Annotated in this window: 9 protein-coding genes and 3 rRNA genes; 4 read left to right on the plus strand and 8 right to left on the minus strand. The window is 46.2% G+C overall.

Annotated features, from left to right (window positions below):
• Window positions 1-122 precede the first annotated feature (122 nt).
• Window positions 123-1,229, minus strand: coding sequence for a response regulator transcription factor (locus ACXHJ2_RS11000; RefSeq protein ID WP_165084041.1), 1,107 nt, complete (start codon window positions 1,227-1,229; stop codon window positions 123-125).
• On the minus strand, window positions 1,222-3,030 hold the full coding sequence (locus ACXHJ2_RS11005; RefSeq protein ID WP_014599749.1) for a sensor histidine kinase: 1,809 nt from the start codon (window positions 3,028-3,030) through the stop codon (window positions 1,222-1,224). Before ACXHJ2_RS11005 ends, ACXHJ2_RS11000 begins: the two co-directional genes overlap by 8 nt.
• A 175-nt stretch (window positions 3,031-3,205) precedes the next feature.
• On the opposite strand from ACXHJ2_RS11005, the gene ACXHJ2_RS11010 reads away from it, so the two are divergent.
• Both ACXHJ2_RS11010 and ACXHJ2_RS11015 read left to right on the plus strand, forming a co-directional pair.
• Window positions 3,206-4,204 (plus strand): LacI family DNA-binding transcriptional regulator, encoded by a 999-nt coding sequence (locus ACXHJ2_RS11010; protein ID WP_058831411.1) that lies wholly within the window; start codon window positions 3,206-3,208, stop codon window positions 4,202-4,204.
• A gap of 70 nt (window positions 4,205-4,274) precedes the next feature.
• Window positions 4,275-6,548 (plus strand): alpha-galactosidase, encoded by a 2,274-nt coding sequence (locus ACXHJ2_RS11015; RefSeq protein WP_165084043.1) that lies wholly within the window; start codon window positions 4,275-4,277, stop codon window positions 6,546-6,548.
• A gap of 182 nt (window positions 6,549-6,730) precedes the next feature.
• Here ACXHJ2_RS11015 and ACXHJ2_RS11020 read toward each other — a convergent pair whose 3' ends face one another.
• The 6 genes from ACXHJ2_RS11020 to ACXHJ2_RS11045 form a co-directional block, all read right to left on the minus strand.
• A complete protein-coding gene (locus ACXHJ2_RS11020; RefSeq protein WP_165084045.1) occupies window positions 6,731-7,453 on the minus strand; it encodes a YjjG family noncanonical pyrimidine nucleotidase in 723 nt (240 codons plus the stop codon).
• A 257-nt stretch (window positions 7,454-7,710) separates the two neighbouring features.
• Entirely contained in the window at window positions 7,711-8,562 is an 852-nt protein-coding gene (locus ACXHJ2_RS11025; protein ID WP_165084046.1) for an alpha/beta fold hydrolase, read from the minus strand.
• A gap of 382 nt (window positions 8,563-8,944) precedes the next feature.
• A 5S ribosomal RNA gene (gene rrf / locus ACXHJ2_RS11030) occupies window positions 8,945-9,061 on the minus strand.
• A 144-nt stretch (window positions 9,062-9,205) separates the two neighbouring features.
• Window positions 9,206-12,133 (minus strand): 23S ribosomal RNA (locus tag ACXHJ2_RS11035).
• 410 nt (window positions 12,134-12,543) lie between these two features.
• A 16S ribosomal RNA gene (locus ACXHJ2_RS11040) occupies window positions 12,544-14,097 on the minus strand.
• Together the 16S, 23S and 5S rRNA genes form the textbook arrangement of a ribosomal RNA operon.
• A gap of 419 nt (window positions 14,098-14,516) precedes the next feature.
• On the minus strand, window positions 14,517-15,677 hold the full coding sequence (locus ACXHJ2_RS11045; RefSeq protein ID WP_165083549.1) for a trans-sulfuration enzyme family protein: 1,161 nt from the start codon (window positions 15,675-15,677) through the stop codon (window positions 14,517-14,519).
• Between the two features lie 225 nt (window positions 15,678-15,902).
• Here ACXHJ2_RS11045 and ACXHJ2_RS11050 point away from each other — a divergent pair, with 225 nt between their 5' ends.
• Together ACXHJ2_RS11050 and ACXHJ2_RS11055 are read left to right on the plus strand one after the other, a co-directional pair.
• A complete protein-coding gene (locus ACXHJ2_RS11050; protein ID WP_137078481.1) occupies window positions 15,903-17,522 on the plus strand; it encodes a spore germination protein in 1,620 nt (539 codons plus the stop codon).
• Window positions 17,523-17,531: 9 nt separating this feature from the next.
• Window positions 17,532-18,731 carry a Ger(x)C family spore germination protein gene (locus tag ACXHJ2_RS11055; protein WP_165083551.1) on the plus strand — a complete coding sequence of 400 codons (1,200 nt, stop codon included), beginning with the start codon at window positions 17,532-17,534 and terminating at the stop codon, window positions 18,729-18,731.
• Window positions 18,732-18,744: the final 13 nt, after the last annotated feature.

The following is an 18,744-nucleotide window of genomic DNA, read 5'->3' on the forward strand; positions in this document are numbered from 1 at the left end:
TTTTCTTCTTTAAGGAATAAAACGGGTATTATCAGTAAAAAACGGGACAAATAGAGCAGCGGTCCTCCATATAGGAAAACCGCCAGGCTTAAATCGATGTGTTCTGCCACACAAGGCAGATGCTACCTCTTTTTGAGTTGTTCATATTCAGTGGGTGTCATACCAAAACGTTTCTTGAAACATTTGCTGAAATAATTAGGGTCACTGTATCCTACACTTTCGGCGATTTCTGACAGCTTCCGATTTCCTTTCAGCAAAAGCTCCTTAGCCTTCTTCATTCGGATGTGTGTAATATGATCCACTATGGAAAAGCCAGACTCCTTGCGAAATACGCGGCGCAGGTAGCTGGGATCGACGAAAACTCCGCACGAAACCTGCTCAGCAGACAGCTCTGAGTCTGCATAATGTTCCTCAATATAGTTGATCGCCGCCGCAAATAAATTGGAAGCCTTCGTCGGACGCATATTCTCCATCAGTTGGATCAGCTTGCGGTATAGGGCGAGCATCCAACCTTCAGCAGCCTCCCAGGAATCTAACTCCCGCAGCCGTTCGTAAGGAGAATTGTCTCCTCCATTTTCCCATAGCCGGTCATAAGGAATGCCTCGTTCACTGGCAAAGGAAAGGGCTAAAGATACGATTCCCATAAGCATCGCATCTGCGTATTCGTCTCCCCAGTTATATTTACTAAGCTGACGGATTGCCTTGCGGACCTCCTCTAGCGTTTCACTGTCTTTCATTCGGAGGTCAAGCACAACCGCATCGCGTAGATGGCCCAAATCAGGCATACCTGCTCTGCTATGCAACGCTTCGCCGCCCTGTCCCCTTAACTCTGCGCTTTCGCTCTCCTGTGGAAGCACTGGTAATTTCGGCTTAATACGCTCCAACATTGAAAGCATTTCTTCGGCATTGAACGGTTTCAGCAAATAATCCTGCACTCCAGTTCGAACGGCCTTCTGTAGATACTCAAACTCGTTATGCCCGGATATGAATACAATTACGATTCGTTCGAACTTGACTTTCAATCTCTGGGCTAATTCAATTCCGTCAATAAATGGCATATTGATATCAACGAGGGCAAGATGCGGCTGATGCCGCTCGGCTTCCTGAAGCGCTTCCCGCCCGTTCCTTGCTTCGCAGCAAACTCGAAAGCCGTGACTTTCCCAGTCTATCTTAATTCGCAGAAAGTCTCGGAACAGCGGCTCATCATCAACAATCATCACTTTATACATCTTGGTGTTCACTCCCCTTTGGCAGCGTTGGTAGCGACAGGTCAACAATGGTTCCCTCTCCGAGAACACTCTGCACGGATATCCCGTACTCCTCGCCAAAATACAGGCTCAGCCGTTGCTGAACACTGTAGGTACCGATTGATCGTATTCCTTCTTTCGGTAAATGTCTGGACATAATGTTCTGAACTTGAACTTCGTTCATTCCCACACCGTTGTCCTCTACCCGGACGATCACCCTATCGTTCTGTTTAAAAGCGAAAATACGGATAAAACCTTTGGTTCCTTTCTTTTTAAGACCATGGTAAATCGAATTCTCGACAAGTGGTTGGAGCGAGAGTTTCGGAATCGGTGTACCCGCAAGCTCTGAAGGGATATCCACTTCATAGCGGAACACATCGGGATAACGGATTTGCAGAATTGTCAGGTAATCATCCGTAATCTGAGCTTCCTTCTCTAAAATAATGAGTTCCCGTCCCTTATTCAGCACCATTCGATAAAAATCTGCCAGCGCCTTCGTAGTATCTCTAGCCTCATCATTACGATCCAGCTCATTCAGTGCATAAATGGTATCTAAAGTGTTGTACAGAAAATGCGGTTTTATTTGAGCGGTCATCAGTGCGAGTTCATATTCACGCTTGCGGTTTTGCTCCTGCCTAACTTCATCCAGCAACTCCCTAATCCGTCTTATCATAAAGTTAAAAGCTTCAGCAATGGTACCAATTTCATCTTCTGTTCGGACTGTCGCAACCGATTGTAAATCGCCGGTTACTACTTTTCGCATGGCTCTAGTCAGTTGTTCGAGCGGGCTAACGACCATTTTGGACAGAAAGCTAGCACCGAGCCAGGAAAAAGCAAGACAGAATACGCCGATTAAGAGTGAAAGCCTTACATTTTGCCGGACATCAGCTGTAAGCAGGCTAAGAGAAACAATATTGACTAGCTTCCAACCCATTCGGTTATAATCATTGACCGTTACGAGATTGCCGCCGTCCTCAAATGAGCATGTTTTTGGGGACACATTAGATCCACAGCCTTGGATGGCCTCCGCCAACTGTGAACTCACTGGCTTCATCAGCATCCCATTGTCTTCTGCCACAGCCACACGCATCTCGTTATCTAAAAAATAATAAGATTTGTTCGTATCGGGATCGCTGGAACGAAAATAATCAGACAAACCTTCTTCCTTTACCAGAAGAAAAAGCGTTCCATAGGGGTCGCCGGTGTCTATATTAATGACCATCTTTCCCAGCGTCAAAACCGGAGAGTTTGGATCTGGTGTTAGGAAATCTCTTTTCTCCATATCAAACCAGAGTGCCTGTCCATAACTTTCAGATTCCCTTACCCGTTTGAGCATGCTATCGACTTTGCTATCGTCCCCACTTTCGGTATAAGAAGCGAAAATTGTCCCTTCAGTATCAATAAATACCGCCGCATCCACCTCGCGAAAGATAGACAAGTCAATAGATAGGCGGCTTTGCATCAGGTTTCCAAATTGAACACGATCCATAGCAGTATCAGGTCTAGCGCCGTATGAATCATACATGCGGTTAATATTCGTGACCATAATATTGGCCGCTGTTTCCACACTACTGAATATGTAGTCGGTCCGGGACAGGATAAGCTGCGATTCGTCCACTACGTTGCTGGTAGTTTGCTCTATCAATGAACGGCTGAAAAGTTGATTGGACACAAGTCCAAGAATGAGCAGAGAAATAATGATTAGCGGGAGAAATACCGCTATAACCTTGCTTTTAAAGCGAAGGCGACCAAACCACTTACGAGCTAGGGACAGAATATTCAAATAAACCCCCTCCGTCATCAAAGAATATTCATCATGTTAACACAACTAATCTGAACAGTAGTAGAACTAAAATATTGTTAAAAAAATTCAACGCTCCATCTTGAAAGTGGCAAAAGGATATGTTAGGATAAAGTCGATTTTTAGTAAAATTATTAACTAAAAAGGTGTGAGCTCTTTGGCAACCATTAAAGACATTGCCCGCGAAGCGGGTGTGTCTGCCGCAACCGTTTCAAGGGTTTTAAATAACGATCTGTCACTGTCCGTGAGTCCAGACACCAAAAACAGAGTTTTTTTAATTGCTGAACAGCTTGGGTATAAGCCTTCCCGGCTGAGGCAGTTAAAGCGGAATACGGAACGTGCCGGGAAAACGGTCGCCCTCCTGCTGTGGTGTTCCATTGAGGAGGAAAGGGACGATCCGTATTACGCTTCAATCCGCCGTGGAATCGAACTACGCTGTGAAGAGCTTGGCCTGACATTGGGGCAGACGCTGAGAGGCCGCTCATCTCTCGGCACCTTGCAGAAGGCGGACGGTCTGATTGTCGTAGGAGGCGTTGATCCTGAAGAGGTGTCCAAGCTGTATCCAGACAAGAACACCATTGTCCTTGTTGACCAGTACCATGAGCAGCTAGAATACGATTCCGTACGCCTCCATTTCCGGCAAGCGGTTGATCAGGCACTCGGACATCTGCTCGAGCTTGGCCACCGACAAATCGGATTTATCGGTGGCAAGAGCGACGGAGAGCGAAGGGCGCATTATTTTGAACGATTTATGCGGGAACGAGGATTGTACAATCCTCAATTCGTCCGGGTAGGCGCCTGGAGTACAGCGGATGGATATCTCATGATGAATGAGCTCCTAGCCGAGCAGGAACGACCAACAGCCTGCTTCGCTGCAAGTGATCCGCTCGCCATCGGTGCTCTCCGCGCCCTTCATGGACATGGAGTCAAGGTACCAGAAGATATGGCTGTTGTCGGCTTCGACGACATTGAGATGGCGGCCTTCGTTCAGCCTCCGCTAACTACAGTGCGTGCCTATCCCGAACAGATGGGAAAGGCTGCTGTACAGCTGCTCTCTGAACGGTTTGAGGGACGTGAACCACCTGCGTACAACGTGATCGGGACTAAGCTTGTCATACGGGAAAGCTCATGCTTAAACAGTAAAATCAATTCTTAAGAGTCATTTGTCATTGATAAGTATCCTTACGTAAAACAATCGAGATGATAACCCCTAAGGAGTGAATATCATGAACATTCATGTTAACGAGTCGCTTGGTTTGTTTCACCTGCAGTCCAAGGATTGCAGCTATATTATCCAACTTGCAGAAGGATATCCTGCACATGTCTATTGGGGAGCTCAACTTCATCATGACCAAAATCTTGCAAGTATATTGGAGCTTAGAGAACGCTGTTCCTTCTCCCCCACTCCCGATTCTTCCAGTCGTACGCTTTCTTTGGATACGCTTCCACAGGAATATCCACAGTATGGAACAAGCGACTTCCGTCAGCCGGCTTATCAAGTTGCGCTTGCCGATGGAACTCGGACTACAGAGCTAAAATATAGTGGTTACCGTATTAAACCGGGTAAACCCAAGCTCGAAGGACTTCCTTCCGTCTATACCGAATCGGATGATGAAGCAACAACTCTCTTGTTGATCCTCGAGGATCAACACTCAGGCCTTAAGGCTACACTGCTTTATACTGTGTTTGCGAACCATAGCGCCATTGCTAGGTCTACTCTTTTTGAACATAAGGGAAGCGCTGTCATGAATATTGAACATGCGATGAGCGCCTCTGTCGACTTCGCCGATTCCAATTACCAAGCTCTCTATTTATCTGGTGCCTGGGTTCGGGAAAGACATATTCAGCGCCGCGATCTTGGGCCCGGCGCCATTCGCTTGGAAAGCCGACGGGGCTCCAGCAGTCACCAAATGAATCCCTTTCTGGCACTGCTTCGTCCTGATGCAACAGAAGATCGTGGGGATGTGTATGGCTTCAGTCTAATCTACAGCAGCAACTTCGTTGCGCAGGCGGAAGTCGAGCAGTTTAATCAGACCCGTGTAAGTATCGGAATCAATCCTTTTGACTTCTCCTGGCGGCTTGAACCGGGTCAGTCATTCCAGACCCCTGAAGCCGTGCTGGTCTTTTCCGAAGAAGGTCTTGGGGGCATGTCGCGCACCTATCACCGACTCTACCGCACACGTCTGTGCCGGGGAACTTATCGCGACAAGGAACGCCCGATTCTCGTAAATAATTGGGAAGCCACATATTTTGACTTCGACGCTGATAAAATTGAGGCGATTGCCAAAGAAGCGGGACCTCTTGGAATTGAGCTATTTGTCCTTGATGACGGTTGGTTTGGCAATCGTGACAACGATAACAGTTCGCTTGGAGACTGGTTCGAAGACCGCCGCAAGCTACCTGGTGGTCTTACCGACTTGGCCAAACGAGTTAATGAACAAGGATTACAGTTTGGCTTGTGGGTTGAGCCGGAAATGGTATCACCTGATAGTGAACTGTACCGCACCCATCCCGACTGGTGCCTGCATGCAGAAGGTCGACGGCGGACGGAAGGTCGATCCCAATTGGTGCTTGATCTCTCCCGCAAAGAAGTATGCGATTACTTGTACGAGACGCTTAGCTCCGTATTCTCGATCGCTCCAATTACTTATGTCAAGTGGGACATGAATCGTAATATGACGGAGATCGCTTCGGCTACCGCTACTAGCGAACGTCAAAAGGAAACTGCGCACCGTTATATGCTCGGACTATATGATCTGCTGGAACGCCTGACCTCACGGTTCCCGGATATCTTGTTTGAAAGCTGTTCCGGCGGAGGCGGACGATTCGATCCAGGGATGCTCTACTATATGCCGCAGACATGGACCAGTGATGACACTGATGCTATTGAAAGATTGGCGATCCAGTACGGCACCAGCATCGTGTATCCGGCCAGTACTATGGGGGCCCACGTATCGAACGTGCCGAACCACCAGGTGGGACGAAACACTTCCCTCGCCATACGTGGCGACGTGGCAATGAGCGGGAATTTTGGCTACGAACTTGACCTTACTGCATTTACAAATGAAGAAAAAGAGCTCGCTGCCAGACAAATTGCCCAGTATAAAGAAATCCGTTCCCTTGTACAGCAGGGAGATATGTATCGACTTCTTAGTCCGTTTGAAGGCCGAGGCGATACTGCCTGGATGTTTGTTAGCGAGGACCAGTCCGAAGCTTTTGTCGCTTACTTCCGTGTGCTGGCTGAGCCAAATGGACCTATCCGGCGACTAACTCTAAAAGGACTTGACCCAGCCAAAAAGTATATAATCGAAACCGGTGCGACCGGCAATACTTCAGATCCTATTAATACCTCGGCTGAAGATGGCGTTTCCCCTTTCCGTGTAGCGTTTGACGGCGAAATTTTTGGAGGTGACCGCTTAATGAAAATTGGGCTTGTTGTCTCGGATCTTACTGGGGATTTTGCCAGTTCTACCTTCCGCCTTAAAGCGATCTCCTGCTAATCAAAATGAAGGGATTTGCTTCAATATCGCAATAGGAAATAAAAGGAAAAACGGATTCGTTCTACAACGAATCCGTTTCTCTTTATTCAGACATCTCAGTTCATAACAGTCCTTGATTTTCCTTTTCCATATCATACTATGCAATTTTAACCTGCTAGAGTCTGACTTCAATTTCTTATTATCTAGTATTCTAAAGATGTATGGTTCAGTACGGGAGGCAATGAAAGTACACTACTCGGTAGTTCCATCAAACTTACTATTTCATAAGTGGGTTGAATGCCGGATGTATTTGTTTTTCTCGCAGGGTTGAACCAGCAGGTATCAATTCCGTACTTATTCCCTCCTTGAATATCAGAGGTTAAAGAATCGCCCACCATAAGGACCTTACTTTTATCTGAAATAGCTAGCTTGGTAAATGCGTAATCAAAAATTTCGGCCTGCGGCTTTTGGTAACCCACTTCTTCTGAAATAATTATCTGCTCAAACACATGACGCAACGGGGAAAGCTGAATTCTGGAGGTTTGGACCTCTTTTATTCCATTCGTAATGATCGCCAATCGACACTCAGATAGTACGTCACATAATTCAACAGCTCCGTCCATCAAAAAAGCTCCTTCACCCAAATAACGTAAATAAGCAGCACTAAAGGCGTCTGGATTGAAGTCTAGCTTATGAACAGTAAACAATCGTTTAAATCTTTCCACCCGCAGCTGTGCCGAGGTAATAAGTCCTTCCTCTGCCTCTCGCCACAACGAACTGTTGATCTCATCATAGCTAGATTTATACTCAGTGGCCCCTTGCGGCAATCCAAATTGGGCAAACGTATTATGTAGCGCATGACTCTCTGCCATTTTAAAATCAAACAGCGTATCATCAACATCAAATAAAATAATTTCGTATTTCATAACGACCCCCAACCTCCATGTCATAACTTTGCTATATGGTTAAGTTCCATGAACTATAGACTTTTCCCAAATAGGATATAGAAAAACGGAAATAGACTATCAATACAGTATGATCTCCCGGTAATTATACAGAACCTCATTGATTCGTCAAGTCATGGAACACGCCATAATTGAATTAAACTTGCTGATCCTTGCTATTGTGCTCCAAATATCAAAAAAGTCGACTCCTTATAATAGGAATCGACCGTTTTAAAATCCTAGTGATTTTCATTAATCCATTCGGTTAATGTTTGATCAAAATAATGAGGTTCTTCAAACATCGGATTATGCCCACTATGTTCAAAAACCACCTTTTTTACGTTCGTATAGCTATCATCGACCCGATCCCATAATGAAACAGGCGCGACTAAGTAATCAGATCTCCCAAGACCAATAAACACGGGCTTATCGACATCCGCCAAGGACTGTATCAAATCCATCTTTCCGAAGGCTTCTCCCCATAAATAATCTATGATAGGCATGTTCGTGTGTACATCATTCCACATATAAGCTGCATCATAGGTATAATCATAAAAGCTTTGGGCTCCCGTACGTATACACATGTGAACAAATCTTCTATCGGGCTCTCTTTTGATATCATTCTCTAATAAAGCAATTTCCTTTTCAAAATGGTCCTTTCTTTCTGGACTGGCCGTTTCATAAAAGAATGAAAAGCTTTGCCGCTGTCTTTCTTGGCTGTTCGTAGGTGCTGAATTTAATAGCACCACTTTTTCAACATAGCCTGGGAATTGTTTAGCATATTCCAAAGCCATAAAAGCATGCCCGGAATGCCCTAATATAATAAATGTATCTAAATGAAGGCAACGTCTTGCTGTTTCTATATCATTAATGACTTTATCCAAAGTATAGTCTTCTGGTTTTAAAGCACGAGTCGGTTTTGCAAACCCTCTATGATCTAAGAAAATAAACTGAAACTTTTTATATAAATGGTCTGAAAATAAGCGAGGATAATATACACTACTGCCGATCACCAATATCGGCTTTCCGTTACCTCTTATAGTATATTTCAGCTCAAATCCATCACTAATAACTGTTTGATAAGTGCTCATCTTCATCGTCTCCTTTTCTTCTTTAAATCACTCCCTTTTCGTTGTTTAAATCCCTTGTATTCTCCATAGATCGTTCCAGCACTACAACTCACCTCTGAAAGTCTGTTTATTTTATGAGAAAAGTTTAACATGATTTTTTCTAAAACAAAACCGAATTTGGATCTTCTAATCTTCGTACAAGTCGGAGATACAAAATGGCAAAAGGAAATTACCCGTAAACTTCAAGCCTTAAGTGTCCTCCAGCAGCAGCACTATACAAGGGAACAATCAGAATATTGTAGTGCTTTTAACCAGAGGCATGTCATGAGCCCTTCATGTGAACGATAAAATGAATCGGATATACAAAAAGAACACAGCCATTAAGGCTGTGCTCTTTTTTTGTGCTTGGCAACGTCCTACTCTCCCAGGACCCTGCGGTCCAAGTACCATCGGCGCTGGAGGGCTTAACGGTCGTGTTCGGGATGGGTACGTGTGGAACCCCTCCGCTATCGCCACCAAACATGAATTTGCCTCGCAAATTCTTTTTCAGGAATCAGCATCGCCAAATGCTGTGTGTTTGTTCGTGTAACTTCAGCTCCTTGAGCTGACGATATACTGAACTTACACCCTGAAAACTGGATCCGAAACTCATTGCGCTTTATCTTAGGATAAGCCCTCGACCGATTAGTATTGGTCAGCTCCATGCATTACTGCACTTCCACCCCCAACCTATCTACCTCGTCGTCTTCAAGGGGTCTTACATACTGGGAAATCTCATCTTGAGGGGGGCTTCACGCTTAGATGCTTTCAGCGCTTATCCCTTCCGTACATAGCTACCCAGCGGTGCTCCTGGCGGAACAACTGGTACACCAGCGGTACGTCCATCCCGGTCCTCTCGTACTAAGGACAGCTCCTCTCAAATTTCCTACGCCCACGACAGATAGGGACCGAACTGTCTCACGACGTTCTGAACCCAGCTCGCGTACCGCTTTAATGGGCGAACAGCCCAACCCTTGGGACCTACTTCAGCCCCAGGATGCGATGAGCCGACATCGAGGTGCCAAACCTCCCCGTCGATGTGGACTCTTGGGGGAGATAAGCCTGTTATCCCCAGGGTAGCTTTTATCCGTTGAGCGATGGCCCTTCCATGCGGTACCACCGGATCACTAAGCCCGACTTTCGTCCCTGCTCGACTTGTAGGTCTCGCAGTCAAGCTCCCTTCTGCCTTTGCACTCTTCGAATGATTTCCAACCATTCTGAGGGAACCTTGGGGCGCCTCCGTTACTCTTTAGGAGGCGACCGCCCCAGTCAAACTGCCCACCTGACACTGTCCTCGCACCGGATCACGGTACCAAGTTAGAACCTAGATACGATCAGGGTGGTATCCCAAGGATGCCTCCTCTCAAGCTGGCGCTCAAGATTCTACGGCTCCCACCTATCCTGTACAGATCGTACCCAAATTCAATATCAAGCTGCAGTAAAGCTCCATGGGGTCTTTCCGTCTTGTCGCGGGTAACCTGCATCTTCACAGGTATTAAAATTTCACCGGATCTCTCGTTGAGACAGCGCCCAAGTCGTTACGCCATTCGTGCGGGTCAGAATTTACCTGACAAGGAATTTCGCTACCTTAGGACCGTTATAGTTACGGCCGCCGTTTACTGGGGCTTCGGTTCATAGCTTCGCCCGAAGGCTTACCACTCCCCTTAACCTTCCAGCACCGGGCAGGCGTCAGCCCGTATACTTCGCCTTGCGGCTTCGCACAGACCTGTGTTTTTGCTAAACAGTCGCTTGGGCCTTTTCACTGCGGCCCCCTCGGGCTATTCACCCTACCGAGGCACCCCTTCTCCCGAAGTTACGGGGTCATTTTGCCGAGTTCCTTAACGAGAGTTCTTCCGCGCGCCTTAGAATTCTCTTCTCGCCTACCTGTGTCGGTTTGCGGTACGGGCACCTTCTCCTGGCTAGAGGCTTTTCTTGGCAGTCTGAGATCATGACCTTCGCTACTATAATTTTCGCTCCCCATCACAGCCCAGCCTTCACGATGTGCGGATTTGCCTACACATCAGCCTCACTGCTTAGACGGACATCCATCAGTCCGCGTCACTACCCTACTGCGTCACCCCATCGCTCATCACGGATTACGGTGGTACAGGAATTTCTACCTGTTGTCCTTCGACTACGCCTATCGGCCTCGCCTTAGGTCCCGACTTACCCTGAGCGGACGAACCTTCCTCAGGAACCCTTAGGCTTTCGGCGGATCTGATTCTCACAGATCTTTTCGTTACTCATACCGGCATTCTCACTTGAATGCAGTCCAGCGCTCCTTCCGGTACACCTTCAACCCGCATTCAACGCTCCCCTACCCCTGATGCAAAAGCATCAAGCCATAGCTTCGGTGGTGTGTTTAGCCCCGTTACATTTTCGGCGCAGAGTCACTCGACCAGTGAGCTATTACGCACTCTTTCAATGGTGGCTGCTTCTAAGCCAACATCCTGGTTGTCTGTGCAACTCCACATCCTTTCCCACTTAACACACACTTGGGGACCTTAGCTGATGGTCTGGGCTGTTTCCCTTTCGACAATGGATCTTAGCACTCACTGTCTGACTCCCGGAACTAAATCTATGGCATTCGGAGTTTGACTGAGCTTGGTAACCCTTGCGGGCCCCGCACCCAATCAGTGCTCTACCTCCACGATTCTTCTTTCCGAGGCTAGCCCTAAAGCTATTTCGGGGAGAACCAGCTATCTCCGGGTTCGATTGGAATTTCTCCGCTACCCCCACCTCATCCCCGCATTTTTCAACATGCGTGGGTTCGGGCCTCCAGTGCGTGTTACCGCACCTTCACCCTGGACAGGGGTAGATCACCCGGTTTCGGGTCTACGTCCACGTACTCAGTCGCCCTATTCAGACTCGCTTTCGCTGCGGCTTCAGCTCTTCACCTTAACCTTGCACGGGAACGTAACTCGCCGGTTCATTCTACAAAAGGCACGCCATCACCCATAGATCGGGCTCTGACTTCTTGTAAGCACACGGTTTCAGGATCTATTTCACTCCCCTTCCGGGGTGCTTTTCACCTTTCCCTCACGGTACTGCTTCACTATCGGTCGCCAGGGAGTATTTAGCCTTGGCAGATGGTCCTGCCGGATTCATACGGGGTTTCACGTGCCCCGCACTACTCGGGATCCGTCTCGGAGAGAACAAGTTTTGAACTACAGGGCTTTTACCTTCTCTGGCGGGCCTTTCCAGACCTCTTCATCTAACCGGTTCCTTTGTAACTCCATGTGAGACGTCCCACAACCCCAAGGAGCAAGCTCCTTGGTTTGGGCTAATCCGCGTTCGCTCGCCGCTACTGACGGAATCACTATTGTTTTCTCTTCCTCAGGGTACTTAGATGTTTCAGTTCCCCTGGTCTGCCTCTCACTCACCTATGAATTCAGTGAGTAGTGACTGTCGATGAAGACAGCCGGGTTTCCCCATTCGGACATCCCCGGATCAAAGCTTGCTTACAGCTCCCCGAGGCCTTATCGTTGTTCGCCACGTCCTTCGTCGGCTCCTGGCGCCTAGGCATCCTCCGTGTGCTCTTTGTAGCTTAACCTAGACTTTTCTTTCGCAGAAAGAAAATGTCGATGTTCAATAAGAAAATGATTTTTGCTATAAGCAAAATATCTTTCCTTATTGGCTACCTTTATTTCACTTGTTTACACAAGATCAGCTTAAAGGAATATTCTAAAACGCAATTTCGTTTCGGTATCCAGTTTTCAAGGTGCAATATTCACCGGTTTTAATCCCGGAAGAACATCATATCAAATTCCTCAACACTTGAATACAAGTATATTTTGGAAGTCATATGTGAGAGTTTGAACTCTCAAAACTGAGCAACGAGTGAGTAAGTTCAGGATATTCATTTCATTCACACGAATGTGATGAACCAAATTGAATATCTGGTCGCAGGTACATGTACCTGCTGATTTGAATGTTTCCATCGCAGGAAACGATTCTCCATAGAAAGGAGGTGATCCAGCCGCACCTTCCGATACGGCTACCTTGTTACGACTTCACCCCAATCATCTACCCCACCTTCGGCGGCTGGCCCCTTGCGGTTACCTCACCGACTTCGGGTGTTGTAAACTCTCGTGGTGTGACGGGCGGTGTGTACAAGACCCGGGAACGTATTCACCGCGGCATGCTGATCCGCGATTACTAGCAATTCCGACTTCATGTAGGCGAGTTGCAGCCTACAATCCGAACTGAGACCGGCTTTTCTAGGATTGGCTCCACCTCGCGGCTTCGCTTCCCGTTGTACCGGCCATTGTAGTACGTGTGTAGCCCAGGTCATAAGGGGCATGATGATTTGACGTCATCCCCACCTTCCTCCGGTTTGTCACCGGCAGTCTGCTTAGAGTGCCCAGCTTGACCTGCTGGCAACTAAGCATAAGGGTTGCGCTCGTTGCGGGACTTAACCCAACATCTCACGACACGAGCTGACGACAACCATGCACCACCTGTCTCCTCTGTCCCGAAGGAAAGGCCTATCTCTAGACCGGTCAGAGGGATGTCAAGACCTGGTAAGGTTCTTCGCGTTGCTTCGAATTAAACCACATACTCCACTGCTTGTGCGGGTCCCCGTCAATTCCTTTGAGTTTCAGTCTTGCGACCGTACTCCCCAGGCGGAATGCTTAATGTGTTAACTTCGGCACCAAGGGTATCGAAACCCCTAACACCTAGCATTCATCGTTTACGGCGTGGACTACCAGGGTATCTAATCCTGTTTGCTCCCCACGCTTTCGCGCCTCAGCGTCAGTTACAGCCCAGAGAGTCGCCTTCGCCACTGGTGTTCCTCCACATCTCTACGCATTTCACCGCTACACGTGGAATTCCACTCTCCTCTTCTGCACTCAAGCTCTCCAGTTTCCAGTGCGACCCGAAGTTGAGCCTCGGGATTAAACACCAGACTTAAAGAGCCGCCTGCGCGCGCTTTACGCCCAATAATTCCGGACAACGCTTGCCCCCTACGTATTACCGCGGCTGCTGGCACGTAGTTAGCCGGGGCTTTCTTCTCAGGTACCGTCACTCTTGTAGCAGTTACTCTACAAGACGTTCTTCCCTCGCAACAGAGCTTTACGATCCGAAAACCTTCATCACTCACGCGGCGTTGCTCCGTCAGGCTTTCGCCCATTGCGGAAGATTCCCTACTGCTGCCTCCCGTAGGAGTCTGGGCCGTGTCTCAGTCCCAGTGTGGCCGATCACCCTCTCAGGTCGGCTACGCATCGTCGCCTTGGTAGGCCTTTACCCCACCAACTAGCTAATGCGCCGCAGGCCCATCCACAAGTGACAGATTGCTCCGCCTTTCCTCCTTCTCCCATGCAGAAAAAGGATGTATCGGGTATTAGCTACCGTTTCCGGTAGTTATCCCTGTCTTGTGGGCAGGTTGCCTACGTGTTACTCACCCGTCCGCCGCTAGGTTCATTAGAAGCAAGCTTCTAATGAACCTCGCTCGACTTGCATGTATTAGGCACGCCGCCAGCGTTCGTCCTGAGCCAGGATCAAACTCTCCATTAAAGACCAACCGAAGTTGGTTATAGAAAGAGCGATTAGCTCATGTTGAAACTGACGAGATAAAATATCTCATTTTCGTTTCCATTTCATACAGCCAGATGGCATGTACCAAAATTTCAACGTTGGATTTTGTAAACAAAATCCGTACTCACTCGTTGTTCAGTTTTCAAAGATCAAATCAACAGCCGTTTAACTGGCTGGATATATAATTTATCACGTCTATACCCAACAAACAAGTTGTAATATTTACCAGTAAATGAGTTGTGTTTCTACACGGTGTAATTTTTTACTGAACCACGCCTACATATAGTGCTTTGTCTATAACAACCGAAGATATAAACGTTATAAATCATAACAGCAGTAGCTCTTTATGATGGAGCCGCTGCTTTCGCTTTTTTTATATAAAATCCTGAAATGATCGCTTAGCTTAAAGCTGTAGCTAGATCTTCTATTAAAAGTTCAGCAGGTTCATGCCCCACAGCCAAGCGTATTAGGGATTCAGGCATGTGTTGTTTTTTTAGACTCTGCTTATTGAACCCGTAGTTCGGTGAGATCACCTGGCTCTCCATAGCCCCCCATGATACACCGATCCGAATCAGTCGTAGTTTATTAATCACTCTGCATATATCCTCATAACCCGAATCTTTTAGTTCAAAGCTGAATAATCCGGCATACCCTTTAAGCTGTCTACATGCCAGCTCATGCTGTGGGTGAGAAGGAAGTCCAGGATGATTTACTTTAGAAATGGCCGGATGATCTGATAGAAAACGAGCAACCAACAGAGCATTCCTTTGATGGGCTTCCATACGGAGCGGGAGTGTTCTTAGACCCCGAATGAGTAGCCCTGCCTCAAAAGGGGCTAACGAACCGCCAATCAATTCATATTCTTCAGCATACATACGATTTATTATCTCTTTAGAAGCGATTACTGCCCCTGCAATTAAATCATTATGTCCCCCCAAGTACTTGGATGCGGAGTGAACGACGATATCAACACCCCATTCTAATGGTTTTTGGAAAAGGGGTGTAGCCCATGAATTATCTATGATTGTGCGTATACCCTTCGCTTTGGAAAGTGAAGTTACCTCCTGAATATTTACCATATCGAATGTAAACGAGGTAGGAGACTCCATAAGAATAGCACGAGTCTGCGGTTGGATGGCATTAGCAACTGCTTCCGTAGAAGTCGAATGTACAATGGTGTAGTTTATATCGAACTTCGTTAAGTATTTGGCTAGGCTGACGGAAGTTTCATATATATGTCCGACCAGAATCAGATGATCCCCTGCGGATAAGCTACACATTAGAGCGGCACTGATAGCAGCCATTCCAGAGGCAAAGCACTTACAGTCCTCCCCACCTTCTAGCGCAGCAATCATTTGTTCTGCAATCCGAACGGTAGGATTGGTTCCTCTCGAATAGACGTAATGCTCCTTTTCATGATTAGCCGCTTCAGCATAGTCTTCGTAGGTATCAAAGAAAAATGGAGCAGTCTCATAAATAGGAGGAGCAGCAGCCTTAGCAAAATACCCTAGTTCGTCCTCAAATCGGAGACAGATAAGCTGATCATCCGAGAAACTCAAATCTGATCACCACTTTCTGAAAAATTCCAAACCCATGAAGGTAGTCTCCTCAATCAAGGACTCAAATATTCTATAAGTCAAATTGCTTTGGACCTGTGCTGTTTAATTTTCGAAACTGATCAGGCTTCCACATGTCTTTCACTAAGTATCCAATTCATAAAAATAGCGTATATTTTTGGATTGCAAGGAAAAGATATGCTTTATCAAAAAAGAGGGGGTTCACTTGTGTTAACACGTTGGATTAGAAGTGTTCTGAAGCCTGGAAAAAGGTACACACAGGATATCGAAAAATCCAAACAGCAAACCGCTACCGAGACAATCCATTCATCATTATCCCATACTCTGTCTTTACTTAAATTAAAACTTGGGCAAGGTCCCGATTTTGTCATTCGTGATTTTTCAGAAAGTCCTGTACATGCTGGACATCTCGCCGTTTGTTATATTGAAGGACTGATTGACCAAAACTTGCTTTCCGATTTAATGGAGAGCTTGATTACAGAGATGGGCTCCGCAGATACTTTTATGTTTAAGGAAAATACTGCAGCTTCTTTGTTAAAAAACACAATTCCGTCTGGAAATATTCAAATGATACATTCGCAAAATGAAGTATATCAAGCCATCCTCTCCGGGAATGCTGTCATTGTCATCGACGGAAACAACTATGCATTGGTAGTTTCCATCGCAGGCGGAGTAAGACGGGCTATTCAGGAACCCAGTACTCAGACCGTAGTACGGGGTCCTAAAGAAGGATTTACGGAGGATATCTCAACCAACATTACACTGATCAGAAGAAAATTGCGGACACCTGACCTTAAATTTGAAAGTCATGTTATTGGGCGATATACACAAACCAAAGTCATGTTAGCTTACATTGAAAATGTCGCTAATCCAGAAGTCATACAGGAAATTACAAAACGGCTTCAATCCATTGATACAGACAGCATACTTGAAAGTGGCTACATCGAAGAATTTATACAGGATGAACCACTTAGTCTCTTTCCCACCATGCTAAACTCAGAGCGTCCGGATACAGTCGCAGGTAGCCTTTTAGACGGACAAGTAGCTGTCCTGGTTGATGGGACGCCATTCGCTCTGATTGCACCTGTAACCTTCTTTAATTTCTTTCAAACGGCGGAAGACTACTACCAGAGATATGACATTTCAACTTTTTTAAGGGCTCTTCGTGTAGTATCTTTTCTAGTCTCATTGTTGCTTCCCTCTCTATTTATAGCCTTGACGACTTTCCAACAGGAAATGATCCCCACCACGCTGTTGATTACGCTAATGGCTCAACGGGAAGGAACTCCTTTTCCTGCATTATTGGAAGCTTTAATGATGGAATTAATGTTTGAAGTGATTCGTGAAGCAGGTGTGCGAATGCCACGAGTCATCGGACCAGCCGTTTCCATTGTAGGAGCTCTGGTTATCGGACAGGCGGCGGTGCAAGCCGGACTGGTCTCAGGTGCAATGGTGATCGTTGTTGCCTTCACAGCTATATCGAACTTTGTCATCCCGTATTTTGCTATGGCTTCAGCGGTCAGGTTGTTGCGTTTTGCACTTATGCTACTGGCGGGGGCTCTAGGCTTATTTGGTATTCTGATAGGAATTATCCCCCTTCTAATTCACCTTGTATCTCTCAAGTCATTCGGAGTTGATTATTTTGTGCCCTATAGCCCCACCTTTAAAACTAATATGAAGGACCTTATCATCAGAGTTCCGTGGTGGGCTATGAAAACCAGACCTAGCGAAAAGTCAGGCCATAACCAGACAAGACAGGCAGCTCACCAATACCCTGCTAGTTCGGATGATACTGAAGGTGGTCATAAGCCTGATACCCAAAAATAGGAGAGATCAATGGTGCGGCAATTAAGAGTTAGTTATGTTCTGTTTATTGCAGGGTTATTACTTACAGGGTGCGTAGATCGAACAGAATTGAACGAATTAGCCATCACAACAGCAACTGGAATTGATGGACATAAGGGCGACTGGATCAATACTTATCAAATCATCATTCCATCAGCCATGACGACTGGCTCAGGTGGTACTTCCTCGGGGGCATCGCAAAGCGCTGTACATACCTTTTCTACACATGGAAAAACATTGAGAGAGACCGTTACGAAGAGTAGCCTGGAATACCCACGCAAACTATATTTTGCCCAAAATAATATACTCGTTATTGGAAAAAAAGCAGCAGAACAAGGCATTGAAGAGATTATTGATATTTACCTCCGCAACCTTGATTCACGAGAAACTGTAAAAGTATTCATTGCCAACGGAGAGGCTCGTAATTTTTTAAAAAAGCTTGTACCACCAGAGAAAATTCCTGGTCAAGCTTTAGAAAAGATTATAGAAAGAGATAGCAAATTAGCATCAATTTACCCTGCAATATCCATGTATGAATTTATTTCGAAAATTAGCTCCGATAGTGCAGCCGGAGTTCCAGAAATATCTCTTGAGGGTTCCGAGCCGGAGAAACTAGAATCTGTTGATGTTTTCAAGGAAACCTCCGCCAAAAATAAACTCAAGTTATCGGGCTTAAGCATTTTTCAGAAAGACAAGAGAGTCGGCTTCCTAAATGAAAAGGAAAGTATAGGGGTTTCATGGTTAAACAACCAGATTAAAAACACTACTATAAACTATGTGGATGGGAATGTTACGTCCGCTTTCCTCATCCGGAAAGCTAAGGTTAAGGTTACGCCAATCAAGAATTTAAATCATTATTACCTCAACGTTGACGTTAAAGCTACCGGGGATCTTCTGTCAGCCTCTTCGCAAAGAGAAATGAAAGATATGCAAAGTATAGGTCAATTGCAGATGCAAGCAGCAGAAATGATCAAACTGCAAATTCAGGAAGGCTGGAAAGCCTTACAGCAAAAGAATATCGACCTTATTGGTGTTGGAAATAAAATTCATCACAAGTACCCAAAAGACTGGAAAAAAATAAAAGAGACATGGCCTGAAGAGTTCGCAAACATGGATATAAAAATAGGTGTAAAAATGAAGCTTGCACGTCCAGGGTTATTCGAAAAATCTTTTAACGAACTGTTGAAATGAAATAAACAGGGAG

This window comes from Paenibacillus sp. ALE3, assembly GCF_054113405.1.